The organism is Paenibacillus sp. FSL R5-0490 (assembly GCF_001956215.1).
Lineage (GTDB): Bacteria > Bacillota > Bacilli > Bacillales > Cytobacillaceae > Cytobacillus.
In genome coordinates this window covers 18,021-35,342 of sequence record NZ_MRTQ01000024.1, presented here as the reverse complement: position 1 = coordinate 35,342, position 17,322 = coordinate 18,021, and the positions used below count along the sequence as shown (strand labels likewise).

At 41.8% G+C, this 17,322-nt stretch carries 15 protein-coding genes; 4 read left to right on the top strand and 11 right to left on the bottom strand.

Annotated elements, in window-relative coordinates; translation table 11 throughout:
- Positions 1–65: 65 nt before the first annotated feature.
- From BK139_RS18495 to BK139_RS18470, 6 genes are all read right to left on the bottom strand, one after another.
- Positions 66–566 carry an RNA polymerase sigma factor gene (locus BK139_RS18495; RefSeq protein WP_076261714.1) on the bottom strand — a complete coding sequence of 167 codons (501 nt, stop codon included), beginning with the start codon at positions 564–566 and terminating at the stop codon, positions 66–68.
- A 15-nt stretch (positions 567–581) separates the two neighbouring features.
- Positions 582–2,801 carry a sensor histidine kinase gene (locus BK139_RS18490; protein ID WP_076261711.1) on the bottom strand — a complete coding sequence of 740 codons (2,220 nt, stop codon included), beginning with the start codon at positions 2,799–2,801 and terminating at the stop codon, positions 582–584.
- On the bottom strand, positions 2,779–3,471 hold the full coding sequence (locus tag BK139_RS18485; RefSeq protein ID WP_076261709.1) for a response regulator transcription factor: 693 nt from the start codon (positions 3,469–3,471) through the stop codon (positions 2,779–2,781). Before BK139_RS18485 ends, BK139_RS18490 begins: the two co-directional genes overlap by 23 nt.
- Positions 3,472–3,713: 242 nt before the next feature.
- Positions 3,714–4,841 (bottom strand): DNA polymerase III subunit beta, encoded by a 1,128-nt coding sequence (gene dnaN, locus BK139_RS18480; RefSeq protein ID WP_076261706.1) that lies wholly within the window; start codon positions 4,839–4,841, stop codon positions 3,714–3,716.
- A 69-nt stretch (positions 4,842–4,910) separates the two neighbouring features.
- Positions 4,911–5,366 carry an NUDIX hydrolase gene (locus tag BK139_RS18475; RefSeq protein WP_076261704.1) on the bottom strand — a complete coding sequence of 152 codons (456 nt, stop codon included), beginning with the start codon at positions 5,364–5,366 and terminating at the stop codon, positions 4,911–4,913.
- Between the two features lie 20 nt (positions 5,367–5,386).
- Positions 5,387–6,193 (bottom strand): pentapeptide repeat-containing protein, encoded by an 807-nt coding sequence (locus tag BK139_RS18470; RefSeq protein ID WP_076261812.1) that lies wholly within the window; start codon positions 6,191–6,193, stop codon positions 5,387–5,389.
- A 153-nt stretch (positions 6,194–6,346) separates the two neighbouring features.
- On the opposite strand from BK139_RS18470, the gene BK139_RS18465 reads away from it, so the two are divergent.
- Complete coding sequence (locus BK139_RS18465; RefSeq protein WP_076261701.1) at positions 6,347–6,688, top strand: hypothetical protein; 342 nt, start codon at positions 6,347–6,349, stop codon at positions 6,686–6,688.
- A 37-nt stretch (positions 6,689–6,725) separates the two neighbouring features.
- Here BK139_RS18465 and BK139_RS18460 read toward each other — a convergent pair whose 3' ends face one another.
- Complete coding sequence (locus tag BK139_RS18460) at positions 6,726–7,514, bottom strand: aminoglycoside adenylyltransferase domain-containing protein (protein WP_076261698.1); 789 nt, start codon at positions 7,512–7,514, stop codon at positions 6,726–6,728.
- Positions 7,515–7,675: 161 nt separating this feature from the next.
- Between BK139_RS18460 and BK139_RS18455 the strand changes: the two genes are divergently transcribed.
- Both BK139_RS18455 and BK139_RS18450 read left to right on the top strand, forming a co-directional pair.
- On the top strand, positions 7,676–8,605 hold the full coding sequence (locus BK139_RS18455; protein WP_076261695.1) for an ABC transporter ATP-binding protein: 930 nt from the start codon (positions 7,676–7,678) through the stop codon (positions 8,603–8,605).
- Entirely contained in the window at positions 8,565–9,728 is a 1,164-nt protein-coding gene (locus BK139_RS18450) for an ABC transporter permease (RefSeq protein WP_286149052.1), read from the top strand. Before BK139_RS18455 ends, BK139_RS18450 begins: the two co-directional genes overlap by 41 nt.
- Positions 9,729–9,776: 48 nt before the next feature.
- On the opposite strand, the gene BK139_RS18445 is transcribed toward BK139_RS18450, so the two are convergent.
- Both BK139_RS18445 and BK139_RS18440 read right to left on the bottom strand, forming a co-directional pair.
- A complete protein-coding gene (locus BK139_RS18445) occupies positions 9,777–10,790 on the bottom strand; it encodes a DUF3231 family protein (protein ID WP_076261691.1) in 1,014 nt (337 codons plus the stop codon).
- Between the two features lie 139 nt (positions 10,791–10,929).
- A complete protein-coding gene (locus tag BK139_RS18440) occupies positions 10,930–12,096 on the bottom strand; it encodes a TraB/GumN family protein (RefSeq protein WP_076261689.1) in 1,167 nt (388 codons plus the stop codon).
- Positions 12,097–12,267: 171 nt separating this feature from the next.
- Between BK139_RS18440 and BK139_RS18435 the strand changes: the two genes are divergently transcribed.
- Positions 12,268–12,894 (top strand): metal-dependent hydrolase, encoded by a 627-nt coding sequence (locus BK139_RS18435; RefSeq protein WP_076261687.1) that lies wholly within the window; start codon positions 12,268–12,270, stop codon positions 12,892–12,894.
- Between the two features lie 29 nt (positions 12,895–12,923).
- Here the strand turns inward: BK139_RS18435 and BK139_RS18430 are convergent, their stop codons facing one another.
- Complete coding sequence (locus BK139_RS18430; protein ID WP_076261685.1) at positions 12,924–13,367, bottom strand: GyrI-like domain-containing protein; 444 nt, start codon at positions 13,365–13,367, stop codon at positions 12,924–12,926.
- Between the two features lie 635 nt (positions 13,368–14,002).
- Positions 14,003–17,215, bottom strand: a complete 3,213-nt coding sequence (locus tag BK139_RS18425) for a DEAD/DEAH box helicase (RefSeq protein WP_076261684.1) — start codon at positions 17,213–17,215, stop codon at positions 14,003–14,005.
- Between the last annotated feature and the right edge of the window lie 107 nt (positions 17,216–17,322).

Here is a 17,322-nt window from a genome sequence, read left to right as displayed (position 1 = left end):
CGAATAGTTTAAAAATAAAAAAGAGAGCAGACCCGTAAGAAAACTTGGTCAACTCTCTCTTTCAATTAAGCTCCTAATCCCGTCAAAGCTCTCATCTGTTTTCTTGCCCTGAAAATTCTGGTTTTAACAGTTGAAGGCTTTAAATTTAGAACATTGGCAATTTCCTGCTCTTTTAATCCTCCATCAACCTTGAGCAAAAGCACTTCCTGGTAGTTCGATGCAAGCTGTCTGATGGCTGACTTGATTTCCTTAAGCGCAAAACATGATTCCACTTCCTGTTCGACATCTTGCTTTGTAATGAGGCAGAAGCTTTCAAGAGTGTCCTGCTCCATCGGCACTGCAGCCTTCCGCTTTTCCCGCCGAATCATATCCAGTGCGGTTCTTCTGGCAATGACAGACAGCCATGCCCCTGCTTTTTCTTCATCTATAATTGTTTCCGCCTTCTTCATGGCTTTAATAAACGTTTCCTGAACGATATCTTCTGCAAGATATGCGTCTCTTGTCATCGAAAAGCATATATGATATAGCCGTTTATAATGGCAGGAATACAGTACTGCAATATCCATAATTCCCCTCTTCCCTTACTCCTCTAATTTCAGCGAAATGCTCACCTTGAACAAATCACCATCTGTATCTATTTCAAGATTCCCTTCATGAAGGTCAATGATCGACTTGGCAATGGCGAGCCCCAGCCCAGAACCATCTGTATGCCTTGATTTATCTCCCCGCTTAAATCGCTCATACAATTCTTCACTCTGGTCATCGAGCTCGTATTTGGAAACATTTTTAAACGTAATGACTGCCTGGCCTTTGACTTTTGCAATGGCAATATAGACCCGTGAATGTTCCAATGAATATTTAAGGATATTGCCTATTAAATTATCAAACACGCGCCAGAGCTTTTGGCCATCCACATTGGCGATTGCCGGATGATCAGGCTTGATGACGCGGAACTGCAGATTCGATTCCCTAATGGCATTATCATGCTCTGCAAGCGCCTGCTGCAGCAGCTGGACCAGGTCTACTCTTTCTTTTCGAAGCTCAATATTGCCGGTTGCCATCTTTGAGACCTCGAATAAATCATCAATCAAAACTTTTAACCGTTTAGATTTCCGGTCAATGATTTCAAGGTAGGCAGAGCGATCATCTTCTGATACCTCGCCTGACTTCAGCAGCTCCGTGTACGTAATAATGGATGTCAAAGGTGTCCTTAAATCATGGCTGACGTTTGTTATCAGTTCCGTTTTAAGCCTTTCGCTTTTTGCCTGTTCGCTAAGGGACGTTTTTACGCCCTGCTTCAATACATTCATGTTTCCTGCGAGTGAAGCCAGAACGCCTTTTCCTTTAACCGGCAAGTCCTGTCCCATTTGGCCTGAAGCCAATTCATCTGCAGTCTCAACAATACGGTTGAAATAGCCAACACGTTTGACCAGGCCCATAACAAGAGGAATACCTGCAAAAGCTAAAACCAGTACATAAAACAGGACAAACAGCGGGTGGAAGAACATGATAATGGAACCTATTCCCATTCCAAAGATGATTAATAGAACAACAAACAGCTGCGTTCCTGTGCTCCGGTTTAAAAAAGCTTCCTGGAGGCTGGTTTTTAAACCGCTGGCCGCCCTATACATCAGACTTTTTTTCAAGACTGATTTTGCGTTTTCCAAGTCCTTAAATTCACTTGCAATATATTTGAACTGAACAATTGTCAGTCCGCAAAGAACCGATGCTCCAAGGAGAACAATAATCAATTCAATTACACGCGAGAGGATGTTGTAGCTGTCTATAAGAAAATCGTTTACCAGAAAAAGTGCTAAAATGCCACCCATTGCTGATAAACCTAAGAAGGTGATCCGTAAATCAATAGGCATCTTATTGTATAAAGGCTCCCACCTTTTGATTTCAGCTGACAGGGCCTTTGACTTTCTGCCGGCAATCAATGCAGCGATAACAGCTAAAACCGCTGAACCGCCATAAATTAATAAAACAACTTGTTTTTGTTTGAAATGATTATTCTGGTCAATGAACATATTTGATTCAGGAAGGTTTTTAGCAAGGCCTATTTGTCCCTTAAAGTAGCCAGATTGCGATTCAACCAGTGTCTGATCGAACTCCTCATACCCCCCCATAATAAAATGAAGGAAATAATTTTTATCCATCGTATAATCGGTATGATAGAGCATTTCTTTTTCCATGACTTCATCCGGAGATTCATTCTTGGATAAAGTTAAATTTGTGTATACTTCACCTGTCGAAGTGTCCTTAAAATAATAGGAAAATGAATCCTTATAAACATCGTACTGCTCCCGCAACTCCTCTTTGTCCTTAAAAAATTGTTCAAGTTTTTCTTCTTTTTCTTTGACTACTTTAGGACGGACGTGATCATCACTTTCAAAATTCCTGGTGATGTCATCGATTCTTTTGTTCATCTGATCGGTCAAAGCCTTGGCAAATTCATTATTTTCTATATCCTTTGCCTCTTGAATCCTGGGCTCATATTGGCTTCTGATATTATCAATTTGTTCAGGAAGTGTTCCATAACGATAACGATGTTCATTAATTTCCTCTTCCGTCACGTCTATCGCTTCTTTGGCTTTTTCTATGGTTACGTTATTCAGTTCAAACAATTCCAGATAGCCGGCATATTGATCAATTTCCCCTCTGAACACTCCAGTGTGAAAATAATCAGGGTTTGCATATTCCCTTGCATTAATCAGAACTGCCAAAACGCCGCTTGCTCCGAAAGCGAATAAAACCATTATCATCGCAATGATGAATCTATTTTTCCATCTTGTATCCAATTCCCCATACCACCTTTAAATATCTCGGATTTTTCGGATCAATTTCAATCTTTTCACGGATTTTCCGAATATGTACCGCCACTGTATTTTCTGCGTTATAGCAAGGTTCGTTCCATACCCGTTCATAAATTTCATCTATGGAGAAAACGCGGCCGGCATTTGTCATTAAAAGCTCCACAATTTTATACTCGATTGGAGTCAATTTCACCGGCTCTCCATTAACAGTCACTGCTTTTGCTTCCTTATCGAGCATAAGGCCGTTCAGATCAATGACCTTTTTAACTCCTTCAAATGTTCCGAATGTCACATATCTTCTCAGCTGCGATTTCACGCGGGCAACCAATTCCATCGGATTGAAGGGCTTGGTCACATAATCATCAGCCCCAACCTGTAGCCCGAGGATTTTATCGGTATCTTCTGTTTTGGCACTCAGGATGATAATCGGGATGTTTTTCTTCTCGCGAATTTTATATGTAGCCGAAATGCCATCCAGCCTTGGCATCATGACATCCAAAATGATGAGATGCACCTGGTGCTCATTCAAAATCTCCAGAGCTTCGATTCCATCCTTTGCTTTTAAAACGGTGATGCCTTCATTTTTGAGATAAATTTCTATGGCGTCCCTGATCTCTTTTTCGTCATCTACGACAAGTACATTATAGTTATCCATAATCCCCCTGCTTTCACGGTGCTCGTTTTCATATTTTTATACTAAACGTAAAATCTTAACATTAATGTAATAGAAATCTTAAGAATTTCTTAAGATTGGTTGTGTGTTTCTTAAGTTTTCACCCTTACTATTTTATAGTGGGTGGAAATGGAAATATAGACTTGTAATTGCAAGACACAAAAAAGCACCCTCCGCCAGCTGTTATTGCTGATGGAAGGTGCATCGAGTATAAAATTCAACTTTTAAAAGGAGCGGACAGGCGATACCAGCTGAATATAAGACTCTCCGCTGACAGGCTTGATTATGATTGGTCTCATTGAACCGCTGAAGCTTAAAAGAACATGTTCTTCCTGTATAGCTTTTAAGGCATCCATTAAAAAGTTCCCATCTACTGAAATTGATAGTTCTTGTACGCCAGTGATTTCTAATAGTTGCTGTGTTTCTTCGATTTTTCCGATGGCAGAGGAAACAGAGGATATTTTCAATGGTCCTTCTTTTATCTCCAAAAGGACATTATTGTTTTTCCAGTCATGGGCAAACAGGCAGGCGCGGTCAATACCCTTTAATAGTTTCTTTGCATCAAGTTTTATGACTGTTTTCGCTTCCTTCGGGATAAGTACAGTCACATCCGGATACTTGCCTTCAATAAGCCGCGAACAGAGCATAGTTGATTTTGTTTTGAAAACTAAATAGCTCTCTGAAGGAAAGATTTGTACATCACATTCTTCCTGATGAGCTAATAACTTTAAAAGTTCCTTAAGGCTTGAGCCCGGAATAATGAATGAGCCGTTTGATGGAGAAACGATGCTTGTCTCCAGATATGCCAATCTATGTGAGTCAGTTGCTGCACACGAAAAGCTATTTTCGTTAAAATTCATATGCACACCTGTGAGAGCCGGCCTCGTATCATTCCTTGAAACAGCAAACACGGTCTTCTTTATCATTTCTATTAATTTTATAGAAGAAAATTCAATTCCTGGTGAATCTTCAATTTCGGGAAGTGCTGGATACTCTTCAGCAGGAAACCCGTTTAAAGAAGTGAAGATTTCGTCTGACTGTACCATCATGCAATTCTTTTCATCCACTTTGATATGTATGTCACCAGGCAGTTTGTTAATGAGCTCAGTCAGGTATTTAGACGTTACTACAACACTTCCAGTATCTTCAATGACAAGTCCGGCTCCTTCATCAGAGGCTGGGATGACCTTTTCAATCACAATATCCGAGTTGCTTCCGGTGAGTGTTAAATGATCCTCACAGGCAGTCAGCTTTATTCCTGTCAAAATAGGAAAAGGAGTCTTAGCTGAAACTGCACTGCTTACTTCTCCAATTGCTTTATGAAAATATTCGTTCTTAATTGTAAATTCCATTCATTCCCCGCCTATTTTTTTCGATAGGATATTCTTTCGACAAAATTCCTGAAAATCCCTTTCAGCTTGTCAGCTTAACTTTGTGTGAAACAGTCCGAGAGGATAAAGCCGTTCAGCTTTTACGGCATCAAGAATTTGCCTGATGACTTTGGCATCACGAAGTTCCTCGTCCTTAAAGCTTTTAAAGTTTGATAGATTCACCCACTTGCTGTCGACTATTTCTTCTTCCTGAAGGCTCAAAAAGCCCCCTGTTATTTGACCAATAAAATGAAATAAGATGACCTGATGGTCCGTACTGCTGATAAAATTATAGATTCCAGTTGTATGAGTCAGCTTTACATCCAGGCCTGTTTCTTCTTTAACTTCCCTGCAGGCAGCCTCAAGGATATCTTCTCCTTTTTCAACATGGCCGGACGGGAAATTCCATTTATTCTTTACTGTGGCTTTATTCTCTTTGATCATCAGCACTTTGCCATCTTGTATAATTGATGTACTGGCAACAAGCACGATTTCGTTCTGTGTCATTCAGCAGCTCTCCTTTCCTATTAATTCACCCAATGCTCTGGTCTCTGTAATCCCTTAGGCAGCTTCGTATGCATATCCCCTTTTGCTGAATTAACCTGAGCCTGTGTGAGAAAAATACTTCCCATTAGATTGGCTCCGCTTAAATCTGCGTCCCTGAAGTCCGCGCCAATAAGATCCGTATATCTCAAATCAGCTTTGCGCAGGTCAGCTGCAATAAATAAGGATCCTCTTAAATTCGTCCCGCAGAAAACCTCACCTCTTAATTTGGCCCCGATATAATCTCGCCGGCCGCTATTTTTCTTCGAATGATTCAACCCTGAATTCCCCCTGACCATCTCACTGGCTTTCAGAAGCAGCTTATTGACTTCTTCCCTATGTGCCTGAACATTGATAGCCATAATTAAATCCGGTTCCATATTAGTTAAATCCTCTGTTTTATCCAAAATCCCCCTGACTTCATCATGAATAGGCCCGGCGGCTTCCAAGTGCAAAATTTCAGTTAAGTAGAAAAGCATTTCATGAAGCTGGTGCATAACAGGAAACACATTAAACATGTCTTTCTCAAGTTCGGGATGGCTGCGCCAGTCTCTATTCTTAAAGGTGTTTTGAGATACTTGCTGACCTGCACCAAAGCACTCAAATGTGGTGCAGCCCCTGAAGCCTTTTTTTCTGAGGTCGGCATGAATTTGGCAGCGAAAATCAGCCTGCAGATTGGGGCATGGTTTACCTGCTTCCTTGTCCATAGCAAAGTCCGCAGATTTTGCATAGGGAAGGGCCACACAGCAAAGTCCAAAACAATTTTCGCAATCGGGAATTAAATGATTCATTCGATTATGCAAAGCAATGCACTTCCTTTTGATTCATATACATTCTTATCAATATTTTGCATATGTTACTATTCTTGACTTTCCTAACGGGAATGTTTATTCTTTCTGCAAATGGAAATTATTCTTACTAACACATTATGAAGGAGTGACTTCATGTCCAGAAATAAATATAAAGAAAAGGCAATGAGTGCCGTAAACAAGCTGAAATCAAACCTTAAAGGGAAGCTTTATGAAATGGCAGACATTCCTTCCGTGTCTGTTAAGCAGCTTTCAGAATTCATCCAGCAGCATCCCGATACACAAATAACAAAGAGAGAGCTCCTTGGAAACACCTACACTTTCTACCGTCTAAATGCGAATGATGACTTTCTGTATATGGAGACAATTAATCAACGAATTCTTCAATTGGATGGATCCTCCCATGGAAAAAGATTTGTTTCTTATCGATCCTACCGGGATTCCCATAATTTGAATACTCCAATGAGGTTAACATAACGGCCTTCAGTCAAGTGAGCTTCACATCATGGGAAGCTCACCTATTTTTGATTGCTGCTGATTGGTTTATAAGATATTTTGACAGTTTAATAGTCTCTTCCATTCGTTCAAGCTTTTCTGCATAATGTCTATCTTCTTTACCACTGCGAATATTGATGGCATCCAGTATGATGGGGTGCCATTCTTCCGGCAAATGCTTTAGGGAGTACTCCCCGGCCCCTTGCTTAGAGATAATATCCTTCTCCCTCAATGTATAAAACTGCCGCAATAAACCGAGCACCGTCCATTCAATTTCTTTATCAGCCTCAGATTCAGCTACTCGTGCAATTTCATCAATCGATTTCTCGATTTTCCGGATTCGATTTGCCCAATATGTATTCATGTTTTCATATGTGTATGAAACCAAATCACTATCATTTGTCTCTATTACCGGAAGAGCTCCATAAATGGTAATTCCCTTCTTATTTAAAAGCCACCAGGTGACTGGATTCAGGAAATGCCCATAATTCATTTTGCCGTTATTAAAAAAGTAACATTCACCAAGTTTTCCGAGATCATTCTGAGTTATATAAACCCCATCCATCTCAGGAAACTGATATTTGTCAGCTATTATTTTATGAATCTCCTCAGCCCTTTCCAATTCTGATTGGGTTAACCCTCTATGTGTAACCGCAATAAAATCAATATCGCTCCTTCCTTCTACATAAGCATCCAGTGCAAGCGATCCATGCAAATAAAGACCTGCAAGCTGATTAGGCATATATTCATTAAATAGTTTCATGTACTTATTCAGCAGATCATTAACTGCTATTGGAAGTTCTCTCATCTGCACAACTCCCCTGACTTTTTAATCCATTTTTGATTGTCCCATATTTGTTAAGTTTACTAAAAAAGTGAATTTTTTCAATATTAACAACGTATTAAATAGAAGGTTAGGAATTTTGCAGGATACCAGCATCCAACTTGTCATGAAAGCGGGGAAAATGAATGACTGTTTTAGAGGTAAGGAATCTACAAAAATCCTTTGGTTCCATCAAGGCTGTCCAGGATATCAGTTTCTCGGTTCAAGCCGGTGAAGTTTTCACCATAATAGGGCCTAATGGAGCAGGCAAGACGACGACACTGGAAATGATTGAAGGCCTGGTTCCACCTGACAATGGCGCGATTCATTTTGGTGACCTTGATTGGAATAAACATGCCGTCTCGATAAAAAAGAAGATTGGTGTACAGCCCCAGTCAAGTGCCATGTTTGATTTGCTGACACCAGAAGAAAACCTTAACCTTTTTGCTTCCTTTTACGACCATGCCCGGCCAACGGAAGAGATTCTTGAAATTGTCAACCTGACGGAGCACCGCAAAAATCACGTTAAAAAGCTTTCAGGCGGCCAGAGGCAAAGGCTCGCCATTGGACTGGCACTGATTAGTGACCCGGAAATCATTTTTCTGGATGAACCGACTACCGGCCTCGATCCGCAGGCCCGAAGAAATATATGGGATATTATTCTCCATCTTAAGGAATTAGGCAAAACGACCATTTTAACGACACATTACATGGAAGAAGCGGAAAAGCTGAGTGACCGGGTATGCATTGTGGATCAGGGGAATGTGATTACACTCGACACCCCTTCCGCACTCATTGAGAAGCTGACGGATGAACGGGAAATAAGACTGAGCTTTCTTGATGGAGAAAAGGCAGCTAAGGACGCTGACAGGTTTTCAATAGAGCTGGATTCCGTTTCCAAAACAGAACGGGAAGGGGCGGCTCTGAAAATATGGGCATCAAAACCGGAAGAAACCCTTTTGGATTTATTTAAATTTACTAAAGAAAACTCATACGGAGTGGAACAGGTCTCCATACGGGAAATGAGCCTGGAAGATGTGTTTATCGCATTTACCGGCAAAGAATGGAGGGATTAACATTAAAAAATTTAACCAATTTAAAATGATGTTTATGGCACAGCTGAAATTAACTCTTCGTGAAAAACAGGCATGGTTCTGGGGCATCTTTTTCCCTGTTATTTTAATGGTCATCTTTATGGTCATTTTCAGCGGAAATTCAGATGAAGAGTTTAAAACAGAGGTTGCGATAGTGAATCCAAGCCCGAATCCGGCTTCCGAGATGTTGCTGTCTCAGATCAGTGAGCTTCCTGTTTTTGAGGTGAAGTCAGGAAAGCCGGTTACGAGGGATAAAGCGGAGGAATGGGTAAAGGAGCAGGAAGTCGATGCCGCCATTATCCTGCCGGAGTCAGCGGAAACATCCTCTGTGTTTCTTGTTGTCAATAAAGAAAATGAACAGGGTGCAGCAGCCCAGGCCGTTTCCGGCATTCTGGATAAGTTTGTCCAGCAGGCCAATTTACTGGCTGCAGGTGCTTCGCCAAAATATGATCTTCAATATGAATCGATTACATCAGGCACGAATGAATTGGATTATACAGACTTCCTTTTAACCGGCATGATCGCTTTATCCATTGCCCAGGGCGGCATGTTTGGCATGGTGGACCTGGTGGAAATGCGCAGAAAGGGATTAATCAAAAGACTGCGCATGACACCGGCCAATATGGGGATATTCGGGTTAAGCGATATGGTTATGAGACTTTTGTTCAGCATTGTGCAAATTATCCTGCTGTCTTTAATAGGAGTCCTCGTATTCGGTGCAAATCTTTATATAAACCCTTTTACCCTGATTATCGTATTTTTGATCGGCGCATTATCCTTTAATGCTCTTGGCTACTTCTTCTCCTCCTTCAGCAAAACAACCGAGGCTTATATGGGCGTAGCCAATATTTGCAGCTTTCTCATGATGTTTTTAAGCGGCGTGTTTTTCCCTATTGAAACGATGCCTGAATGGATTCAGCCGATTTCGGCTGTTCTGCCACTCACCTATTTCGCTGATGGTTTAAGAGAAAGTATGGTGTATGAAACCGGCATTGCTACGGGATCTCTTTGGGCAGGAATTGCCGTGATGGTGATTCGGGGTGCGGTTACCTTCCTTCTGGGGTCGGTGCTATATAAAAGAAAGGCGATTGCTGCAGATAGATAAAAATGAAAGGCCCGGCTGCCTATACGGCGGCTGGACCTCATGGCCTTTTCAAAACTTTTTCTTTGACAGATCTTCATGGTCAGTAGCCATAGGCGGCTTTTCAAACCATCCTTGTTCGATTAAGATATTCATTCCGTCTTCTGCCAGCAGTCCAATCTCAACAATCATTCGCGCATAGTTTGCTGAAATGTCCCTTCGCTGTGCCATGGCCAATGCTTCCCCGTAATAGCCTATAGAAGCTGAAAGAAGAGTTGCGATATGATACAACATAAGTTTATCAGAAAAGGGAGGAATCGTTGAATCCGTTACCTCTGCCTCATATGTCCTGGGGATACTCAAATTCGACTGCTTTAGTATTCCAGATAAAATTTCAAAATGCTTGCGGCAAACCTGTGTGCTTCTTTCCATGTATTTTTGAACTTCTTTTAGTTGGGCCACTTGTCCAAATCCAAGATCTAAAATAATTTTTATCATCGTTTTCAGCATATTCACGTAAATTCCGCTTATTTCGATTGCGTTTACAGGTCTCCGCTTTCCGAACCATCCTGTTAAGTAACTCTGTTTCCCTACAAAGTCAATTTCTTGCTGGTTATTTAATATCGGCGGCTTGATAATTACTCCCTTCTGAATTAAAACATTTGAAGAACGATCATGTAATTCCAGCGTTTCATCTATAACCTGCTTCATATACTTCCTAATGTCTGCCCGCGTAGCATTGCCTACAGCACCTGCATACCTGGTCCCCCCATGAATAGCCATTACATGTATGTATATCCCCATATAAATATCAGTAAATAATAACGGCGCATCCACATTAACGTCTTTGTCAGTGAAACCAATTGGAATCGGCTGATTCTCTTTTGATAAAAACCCTTTAATTTTTTTTATGTGGCTTTCTGATAACTTAAGAGCAAATTCAAGTACGTTTCGGATCTCTTTATCCTTTACATGGTTTAAAAAATAACTCAGGATACAAACAGCAAGACTATCATTCACATATTGCGACCAAAGGGTTGCATGTTCGGCTGCAGTAAGCTTATCTTCATTATTTCCGCCAGGCATATCTTTCCCTCCTGCATTTTGTCTGGTATATGTTTCCCCGCCATTCGCAAATTTATTAAAAAATTTCCAGCATTATATTAAGTACGGTAAAAATATCAAAAAAGGTGAAACCACGTGGGTTTCACCTCAAACTCGTCCATTATAAATTTTGAAAAAATAATCTGATTACATCGGCTCCCCCAATAAAAGTGCCGATTGAGCTTCCAATATTAGAAAGGACAACAATAAGTAAAATTCGGGTTACCTTATTGCGCCAAAAACCTTTCACAGTAAATACATCCTCTGTTAGTGTTTCAAAATCATGGACACTCGGACGGCGGACATAAGCCTGCGCCAGCCCGGCAAACCAGCCGGATGCCAATAGCGGATTTAAGGAAGTGATTGGCGCTGCTACAAATGCTGTCAGAATCGCAAGCGGATGTCCAAATGCAACTGCAGCCCCCAGCGCTGATAAAGAACCATGCCACAGAATCCAGCTTAATGTCTGGGAAAACCCTGCAGATGGATTTGCTATAAACGTATAGGCAATAATGGCTATAATCATAAAAGGAATGCTCCAGCCAACAATCTTCGGAATCTTGGATTTTGGCGGGCGCTCATTCAATTTGGCCATATCCTGCTCTTTTTTGATTTCCTCTTTGATGCCCGGTACATGGGCCGCCCCCAGCACCGCAACAATTTTTTCTCCTGGTGCATCTTTAATTTTCTGCGCGAGGTATTGATCCCGCTCGTCAATGAGTGGTTTTTTCAATCGCGGAAAACTTTCTGTAAATTCATTTAGAATTGCATTTATTGTATCCTGATTCTTCATTTTTTCAAGTTCTTCTTCAGTTATTGTATCTTTGCTGAAAATACTTGCTATTACCTGACTGAGAAGCAGTGATTTTCCTTTTAATCCGAGGTTGCCCCATATCCTTGCAAAGGTAATCTGGATGTTGCGGTCCGCCAGAACGAGCTTTGCCCCTGTTTCCTTGGCTGACTCAATCCCCTGGATCATTTCCTGGCCTGCCTTTATGCCAAATTGGTCTGCCATACGATTTTGAAAGGATGAAATCGCCAGATTCATTAAAAGCAATGATGCTTTCTTTTCCTTAATCACCTGGATAATATCCATCTGCTTCCATTTGCTGCCATCAATAATGGATTGATATCTTTGTTCATCCAATTCCACACAAACAGAGTCAGGCTGTTCAGCCTCAATGACTTCCTTCACCTGTTCTGCACTGTGCTTTGATACGTGTGCTGTTCCGATCAGTATGTATTCCTTGCCGTCTAAATGAATCCTAGTTATGTTTTCCTCTGACATAAATACCTTCCTTAGATACAAATTCGATTATGTATGCTTTAGCTTTCTCCACATTATACCATGAACTGCAGGGAGATTTTAATTTATTAACCGCCAAACAGAACAGATGTTTTGATATAATATAAGAATGCATGAAAAAAATGCAAATATCACATAAAGGTGGAAATAATTTTGAATGGTACCGCCCATGCAGCAATTGGAGCAGCAGCAGGATACGTGGTAGCGAACACTGTTCACGCCAGCCCTTCTGCAACACTTTTATTAGTCGGCCTCGGGAGTGTTTCAGGACTAATCCCTGACCTCGACATTGATGGAAAACTCCGCGACCGGCTGACACTGTCACATGAAGTCGTACAGACAGTTGCCCAGATCATTGGAATTTTAATGATTATTTATAGTCTTTATGAAGGCTCCGCGAAAGAGAAATGGCTTGGTATGGCTATCGGAATTGGAATGACAGCCATTTCTTCGAAAATCAGGCAAAAGCATATGCTGACCATAACGGGTATTGGCGTCCTGGCGGGAGGATTTTCCCTGCAGGAACTTTGGCTCATATTATTTGGGATTTATATTTTAATAGCTTCCTTTGTTTCCCACCGCAGTTATACCCATTCCCTGCTGGGGGTTATTTTTTTCGCATTCATCGCTTCAAGATTTGAAATGTCCCTTGGCATAGAGGGAGTCTATTATACGTGCCTTGCCGGTTACATAAGCCATTTGATTGCCGATTTAAAAATCCTGCCCTTTAATAAAAAAGGGGTAAAGCTCTTTCTTCCCCTTTCATCGAAAGAGATTTAAGACAGCAGCCGCTCAAAATCTTGAGCGGTTTAATCATTGATTGGAATAAAAACTTCTGCCTCTTCCTCCTCATTTGCAGCCGGATAATAAACTTCAATAATATATTGGTTAATAGACTGCTGGCGATCGTTTTCACTTAGCCAATGGTTAAGACGCGTATACAAATCGCCCATCTCACCAGTTTTTCCTCTGATCGATGCATAAGTGTGCGCGGCCTCTATATACTCCATCCCATCTGGCAGCGTTTCTGCTTGTTCATGAACTAAATACCCGGTAAAAAAGGTTCCTTCCAAATGGTCTTCCCCTCTCTTAGGTTCATAAAAGGCCACTTCTAAACCGCTGCTGTTTTGAACAAGATGGCCCTGCATTAAAAAAGCCTGAGCTGCTTCAGGCACCAGACGGGCATAATCCTTAAATAGACCATTGTTCCTTATCACAACTGCTTTAAATTCTTTTGATGCTACTTTGCACATTAGAAATCCCCCCAAACTTTTATTCATATGAAATTCTCTAAGAGATGGAAAAATCCTCCTTTATCAGAAAGGCTCTTTTTGTATAAATTGTTGTTTTTCGCTTTTAAATATTGTCCGTTGATTTCCGCTCCAGGATGCTCAGCGAACCACGGGGCGGGCGGTGAGCCTCCTCGACGCTACGCGTCTGTGGGGTCTCACCTGTCCCGCTACTCCCGTAGGACTTTGAATATGCTACCTTGAGTAAACACCGCACGAAGAAAATGCGAATGCATTTTCGAGGATCTCGCACCTTCCACTACAATCAACTCAGTAAATATAATATGAATAGCAACAAACTTTGAGAAAACAGCCATTAGAAAAGACGCGCCCTGCGGGACACGTCTCTTTAACTCCTTATTTCATTATATTAGTCTGAGGCAAGGGGTATCTTCGGACTCTACTGCCCAAGTTTTCTGGTTTTGAGTCTGGACCTGGAGCAACTTCGGACACAGCGACCAGGCTTTTCCAATGTTGAGTCCGAACCTAAGCAAACTTCCGACACCAGAACCATGATTTCCCTTTTTTGAGTCCGAACCCAAGCCACCTCCGACTCAGCAGCCACCCATAACCCTTTTCAAGTCCGTTGCAGCACCATGTTAAATCATCAAGATTTCCCGTATATCCTCTTCCGTCAGACTTCCAGATGCACTTTCATTAGAATCGATGATTTCTTCAATCAGGTTTTTCTTTTTATCCTGGAGTTCATTCATCTTTTCTTCAATGGTGCCTTTTGATAACAATTTTATTACTTGAACGGTATTTTTCTGTCCTATACGGTGGGCCCGGTCGGCTGCCTGTTCCTCAACGGCAGGGTTCCACCATAAATCGTATAAGATGACGGTATCAGCACCAGTCAGATTTAGGCCAGTACCTCCTGCTTTCAGTGAAATCAGGAAAAAATCGCGTTCTCCCTCATTAAATCGGCGGCAGATTTCCACCCGGTCCCCTGAAGGTGTCTGCCCATCCAGGTAAAAACACGGCAAATCCATAAGGGCCAGTTCTCTGCCAATAAGGTCCAGCATTTTAGTGAACTGTGAAAAGATCAGCACTCTCCTGCCAGATAACCTGGATTCTTCTATAATACTCTTGAGCTGTTCAAACTTTGCTGAACTCCCTTTATACCCATCCACAAACAAAGCAGGGTGGCAGCAAATCTGGCGAAGCCTCGTCAAACCGGCAAGGATTCTTATGCGGTTTTTTCTAATTGTGTCTTTATTTAAATGCTTTAAGGTATCTTCTCTCAGTTTTGCCAGGTATGCAGCATAGAGCTTCTTCTGTTCGGCCAGCAGCTCAGCGGAATCTATCAGCTCCATCTTTTCAGGCAGTTCTGATAGAACATCTTCTTTCAGCCTTCTGAGCATGAAGGGGCGAACTCTTCTCGAAATCACCTTTCTTGTTAAATTACCGTAATCCTTTAACCCGCCAAACAATTCAGGGAAGACAACATGAAAAATAGACCACAGCTCTTCTGCAGAATTTTCAACGGGTGTGCCTGTTAACGCAAAGCGATATTTCGCTTTGATTTTCTTCACTGCTCTCGCAGTTTGTGTGACCGGATTTTTAAACACCTGTGCTTCGTCGAAAAATACTGTGTGAAATTCCTGCATTTCATACCACTTTATATCTTTCAGCACCAGTGGATAGGATGTAATCACCACATCAACACAGGTTAAATCCTTCTGAAGCTCAGTCCGTTCTTTTTGATTTCCATCGATGACAATTGCCTCGATGTCCGGTGTGAACTTTGTCAGTTCGCTTAACCAGTTGTAAGTTAAAGATGATGGGCACACAATCAGGGCAGGACGGGTACTTTCCCGAATGTCCTTAAGCTCAGACTGAATAAAAGCAATGCCTTGCAGTGTCTTCCCAAGTCCCATATCATCAGCCAAAATGCCGCCAAATCCATAATGCGCCATTGTCTTTAACCATTTAAATCCACTTTTCTGGTATCCCCTTAAAATAGAATCCAGGTTTTCCGGCACAGGAATCAGCAGGCATGATGGATCCTCTAGCTCCGCCAAAAACGTCCTAAAGGATTCCTCATGACAGAACACTTCCTGAACACCAGCAGCGTCCAGCATTCTAAGACCAGATACAACCGGCATGTTTAAACCGCTCTCCAGATCCTCCGCCTGCTCGGGCACAGCTTTCAGAAAACGCTGGATTTCCTCAAATTCTCTTGTTTCCAATGACAGAAGCGCGCCATTTTTCAGGCGGAAGAATTTCCGTTTTTCTTCAAGTGCAACTAATACATCCCGTATCTCCTGGTCAGCTATGCCGGTCAATTCGAACTTGAATTCCAGCCAATTGGTCCGCTCTTTTTTCATTTTTATCCGTATCTGCGGTTTGGCATTCTCCCTGGAAATCCGGTTTCTGACAGCGGTAGTCGCATATATCTGCACCAGTTTCTGCAGTTTAGGGACAACATGATAAAGGAATTCATATTCCAGCTCTTCATTCTGCAGAAAATAGCCGCCATCCGTCTTGGCAAATGAGCTTTCCTCCATAAGCTGAAGGATCTCATCCTCTAATGCCACATCTCTAATTATCCGCGTGCCGCCCTTCGGCTCTCTGCTCTCCAGCGGAATAATCACGATATTTCCATAATGAAATTCAATTCCTGCCAGCAGCCGGTTCCGAAGACGGTCCAGGTAGAGCTTGGCAGTCAAAGGAGTTTTCATGAACCTGTGTGACATGTCTTCAGAAATATGGAAATCCCCCAGTTTTCTCAATCCAGGGACCACTTTTACCAAAAACATCTCCATTTGTTCAGCAGCAATCGGAATCGTGTTTTTTCCGGCAGCCTCAAGCATCTGTGTTAAATCATACAGACGCTTACAGTCATCTTTCTTGAGCGTGATGAATTTACCGCCGGATAGAACCGCACTATACGAATCCAGTATCAGCAGCCGATCCAGTCCTTTAACATGTAAATAACAATGTTCTTTTGTTTCGGCCAATTCAAATCTCAATGGGAGCCGGTCCTCTGAAAATGTCATCCGATCAAATGTTTTTCCTGTTATTTCAAGCTTTACTTTTTCGGCAAACGCCAAAACAGGCTTCAGCCGTTCCCATGATGATGGAGGGATTAAAAGCATATGCTTCGATGCTGTATAATCAAAATCATCCATTAAAGCATTGATATAGATAGATTCATCGTGTATTACCTGTATCAGCTGCTGAAGGATAGCATCCGCTTCCGGCGGGAAACAATGCAGGACGGGATCATAGGAAAAAGATAGTGATAATAGGCCTGGTTTCCCATCTTTAACTGAATGGAGAAATTGACGGATATCCAGGACAGCCAATGAGCCGATGGAAATTTTAATGGCAAACAAATAATGCCCTTTCCCCAAATGAACAGGAACACAGGTAAACTCAGGCTGGAGCACTTGCCTGTTTTCAAAATGAAGCTGGTGCCCGCTTGTCCTTCCCGGCTTTTCACTAAAAAGTGTCATGAGGCTATCTGTTAAGGCGTGTTCCGGAGAAGCTTCAAGACTTCCAGCTGATAGAGCTGGCGATCTATATTGCTGCATATCATGAATTGCCAGCAGTACAGCCGCTGCATGCTGGCACTCTTTATCAAATGATGCAAGCTTGGGACAGCTGCATGTAATTTTGAACCCATTACCTGAAGTTTTCTCTACTTCAACATAAAAATCTTCACCAGCAGAAACGGTTGCTTCACAAATATCACCATTGTATTTATTTATCGTTACTTTATGATTCCTGAAAAAGGCGTCCCCTCTTTTGAAGGAGACAGTACCGCACATTTCTTTTATCATTTTGTGAGTCAATTTAATATCCACAAATGTTCTCCTTCCGGGAAAATCTATACCAAAATTGTATCATAGTCATCTGCCTAAATTCATTTTTATGCAACACAAAAAGGGGGTAGCATATCCCCCTTTCGAAT